This window comes from Gluconacetobacter tumulicola, from assembly GCF_014174215.1.
GTDB lineage: Bacteria > Pseudomonadota > Alphaproteobacteria > Acetobacterales > Acetobacteraceae > Gluconacetobacter > Gluconacetobacter tumulicola.
In genome coordinates, this window is record NZ_JABEQL010000054.1 from 1 (window position 1) to 3,465 (window position 3,465).

Below are 3,465 nucleotides of genomic sequence, written 5' to 3' on the forward strand. Positions count from 1 at the left end.
TCGATCAGTGGCTCCCAAACCGCCCACGCTTCGTCGGTGAAAATCTGTGTCGCATTGCTTTCACTCATTCCTCATATATAGGAATAACCTACAAGATCTAACAGGCCCTAGATATGAAAATCAAAACATTGAACGCATTACCCGCTTCCGGGAAAACCGAAGCGGCAATCGAGCACATCGCTCAGAACCTTGGTTCGAGATTCAACCATATTATATGGGTCTCACCAACCACGGACCTGCTAGAAGATATCAAGCAACGCATGATCGACAAAGGTATTCCGAATCATCAGATCAACGTCATACATACCTACAACACCCAGAACGTCGCGGAAGCCATCAAAGCGCACCGCTTTGATCGTGGCCAGAATAGTATTCTAATGATCACCAGTTCATCGGTTCAGTGGATCGAAGAATACCAAATCTCATGTGATTTCATGGTTGTTGACGAAGAGATCAAGGCGGTTGAAATCATGACAGAGAAATACACCGATGCGGCATCACGCGCTTTCTGCGAACGCTATATCGTATTCGACGACCATCCCACGAACGTAGAACTGATGTTGCCCAGACTTAGTTCCAAGATGAAGAGCCTGGACCGCACGGATTCGGTTTACCTGCGTGCGTTCAAGGACCTATTTGATCGCATGGAATCGAATGCCTACGAAGTGATTGCTTTGCGCGCGTCGGTAGAGAGCTTTTCCGATGAGACGACGCCACAGATATTCTTTGCTGTCATTTTGAAGCCTGACTTTTTCAAAAGAGCCAGAGAATGCCTCGTTTTAGGATTTGGTATCGAACAGTCGATAATGGGCCTAATCTATAGTCGATATTTCGAAGTTGAGTTCACCGAATCAGACCTCGCCGGACATCTCCGTTTCACCCGCTACGGTGCCCATGTCGATGTCAAATACATACTCGGTGGATCATGGGGTAACAGCAAGATCCAGACGCAAGATTATGCGCCTAAGATAGCCAGTCACGTGAAAGAGCAGATTAAGGAGAAATCTCTCTATCGTTGGAATCTACCCGATTCCACGGGTCGCACGTATGACTTTCACGCCCCCTCGGAATGGGAAGAGATACCTGCCGTCGTTCATGGTCTGAACAAGCCCGAATGGACCGCCATCAAATCTGTTGTGCTGATGAATAACTTTCGATGCGCACCAAACGAGAACAAGCTCTACAAGGCAATAGGAATCAGCCAAGAGGAAGCAGACCGAGGCAGGCATGGTTCGATGATCGCTCAGGAAATGACCAGGAGCGCAATCCGTTTGAACCGAGACATAACAGTGACGGTTCTGGATAAGATGACTGCCGACTACCTCGAGACATTGTTCAAAAACACATCGATTACCGTATCGCAGATGACACCCGCCTTGACCGTAAAGACACCCGAGAAGAGAGGACCAAAGCCAAAATATGCGACCAATGAAGCGAAGAAAGAGGCAGAACGAGACCAGGCACGTGAACGCATGAGACGTCAGCGTGAGAGAAGACGAGCAGCTTGAATAACAGAAAGGAACAAAAATGAACCCGAGACTCAAAAATGACCCACGCTGCCTTGATAAATTCAAGGACTTCGTCGAAACGCACGACAAGCCATTTCGTGATGAAATAGACAAGATACCTGCCTCGCAACTCTTCACATACGAGGAACGAAAAGCGGTTTTCACGAAGTACTATGAACCCCACCAAGTCACAGAGAAGATGAACATATGGTATGATGGAGGTCCAATCTTCTCAATCGGTGATGAGAGTTGGATGTTCTATCGAAGCGCGGCAAAAAATGCCCTTGTTGTCACACACGCCATTGGACCATTCGGTACAGGGCAACGAACAGAATACGAGGTGAAGGTCTGATGAAAAGTGACGGCTATCTGAGACGTTGTAGGAACTGTGGTGAGGCTTTTTCAAAGCCCGCCCACCTCAACAAGGCCATTCATCTTCAAAGAGAAGATGATGGCTTATTGGGAACAGAATGGGTGCCCAAATAGATAGCGCCGAAGCTATAAATCAGACTTCTGAACTTCCTGTAAGCGAAAATACCGGCCATCTATCTCAAAGGCAGGAAAGACCTCGCAGTCTGCATACGTGCTGGAGTATTGAGTGCCCCAGACATCAAGGTCTTCTTTGAAAGACATTCCACCGCTATCTGCGCCATAGTCTCTCTGCTGCCCCAAACGTCTCAGATCTTGTTCATGCTCTCCTTTTTGGATGGCTATTTCTTTAACCTTTTCTAAGACAGCGGCGGAGGTAGAGTTTTCGAGTTCTACACACACCGTTATCCGCCTATCGTCTCCAGAGCTAACATATGAGGGGAATCCACCTCTGCCAGGACCTAACGTCCCGATCCTATTGAACTGAATATTAGCCAAAGTCACCAGCTTCATAAGAGCCTCTCTTCATACAAAAAGGGAGTGGCGACTACCACTCCCTGCTAATGATTAGAAACTCACTCGGTCCGCCAATGGTCAGGCACTCCTTTGGAAGTCCTCCGAACACGTTCGATACGGACAGCGCCGCCGTGGGCGTGTTCATTTGCCCAATCAATGGCCTCGCGCTGGGTCGATGCGACATGGCTCGCCCGCTCTGAGTTGGGACGCCTTACAGCGTAATCACCTTGAGAACGCTGCTCGACAAAAAGGTCATCTTTATGCGTCATGGCAGATTTCCTATGAGGCGTCGCTCCACGACATATGGTAGCACATCGCTCGAACGACACCATATCTCGCGCCGAAAGCGGATTTCAAGTACTATATGATGTGTCGGAATGGCCGGTAGTGCGCCTCCCCCTTGTCCGCACATGTAAACCCTGTGACTATTCTGCCAGCCCGCGATAACTCCTATGCGGACATGCGATGCTTGCCAACCTGCCCAGCTAGAGCGAGTATAGAGGTCCTTTCGAAGGGGCTTTCCAAGTATGTCAATCGACAGCCGACTTTTAACCAACTCCTTTGTCTGTCCGTATCCTAGTTGCGGAACAAGGAGCCATCAGTCTTGGTATATATGTCATGGAATCCCTATCAGTCAGGGGCTACTAAGTTCCCACAGGTCCGCATATATTTCAAATCTTGACCCGTCTGATAAAATAATTTCAAAACCCGGATCATTATCAGGACTCGCTCAAGGCTACCACGTAGTTCCGATTTTACTGTCGTCATGTATGACATGTCGGCAAATGGCTGTCTGGATGTTTGGTCGGCTGGCGTTTCCCGAACCCATGGCATTTCAACCTCCCGCTGACCTACCAGCTGAATGCTTGGCCGACTTTATCGAGGCTTGTGCTGTAGCTCCACATTCACCACGGGCTGGCGCTGCTTTGATGCGTTCATGCCTCGAGGGCTTGTTGAAGAAGGGGGCCTATCCTGAATTTCGTGTGTTTGGTGTGATGCTGAGGAAGGAGAAGCATCATGGCCCGACGCAAGAAGCCGGTGATCCCTGACGATGTTCTGGACCAGGTTCTGG

Annotated in this window: 4 protein-coding genes; 2 read left to right on the forward strand and 2 right to left on the reverse strand. The window is 49.1% G+C overall.

Going from position 1 to position 3,465, the window contains the following annotated elements; translation table 11 throughout:
• Positions 1-113 precede the first annotated feature (113 nt).
• Both HLH29_RS19070 and HLH29_RS19075 read left to right on the forward strand, forming a co-directional pair.
• Positions 114-1,508 (forward strand): DEAD/DEAH box helicase family protein, encoded by a 1,395-nt coding sequence (locus HLH29_RS19070; protein ID WP_182968947.1) that lies wholly within the window; start codon positions 114-116, stop codon positions 1,506-1,508.
• Between the two features lie 19 nt (positions 1,509-1,527).
• Positions 1,528-1,860, forward strand: a complete 333-nt coding sequence (locus HLH29_RS19075; protein WP_182968948.1) for a hypothetical protein — start codon at positions 1,528-1,530, stop codon at positions 1,858-1,860.
• Between the two features lie 146 nt (positions 1,861-2,006).
• Here the strand turns inward: HLH29_RS19075 and HLH29_RS19080 are convergent, their stop codons facing one another.
• Both HLH29_RS19080 and HLH29_RS20075 read right to left on the reverse strand, forming a co-directional pair.
• Positions 2,007-2,390 (reverse strand): hypothetical protein, encoded by a 384-nt coding sequence (locus HLH29_RS19080; RefSeq protein ID WP_182968949.1) that lies wholly within the window; start codon positions 2,388-2,390, stop codon positions 2,007-2,009.
• Positions 2,391-2,452: 62 nt separating this feature from the next.
• Positions 2,453-2,725, reverse strand: a complete 273-nt coding sequence (locus HLH29_RS20075; RefSeq protein ID WP_408871996.1) for a DUF2188 domain-containing protein — start codon at positions 2,723-2,725, stop codon at positions 2,453-2,455.
• Positions 2,726-3,465 lie beyond the last annotated feature (740 nt).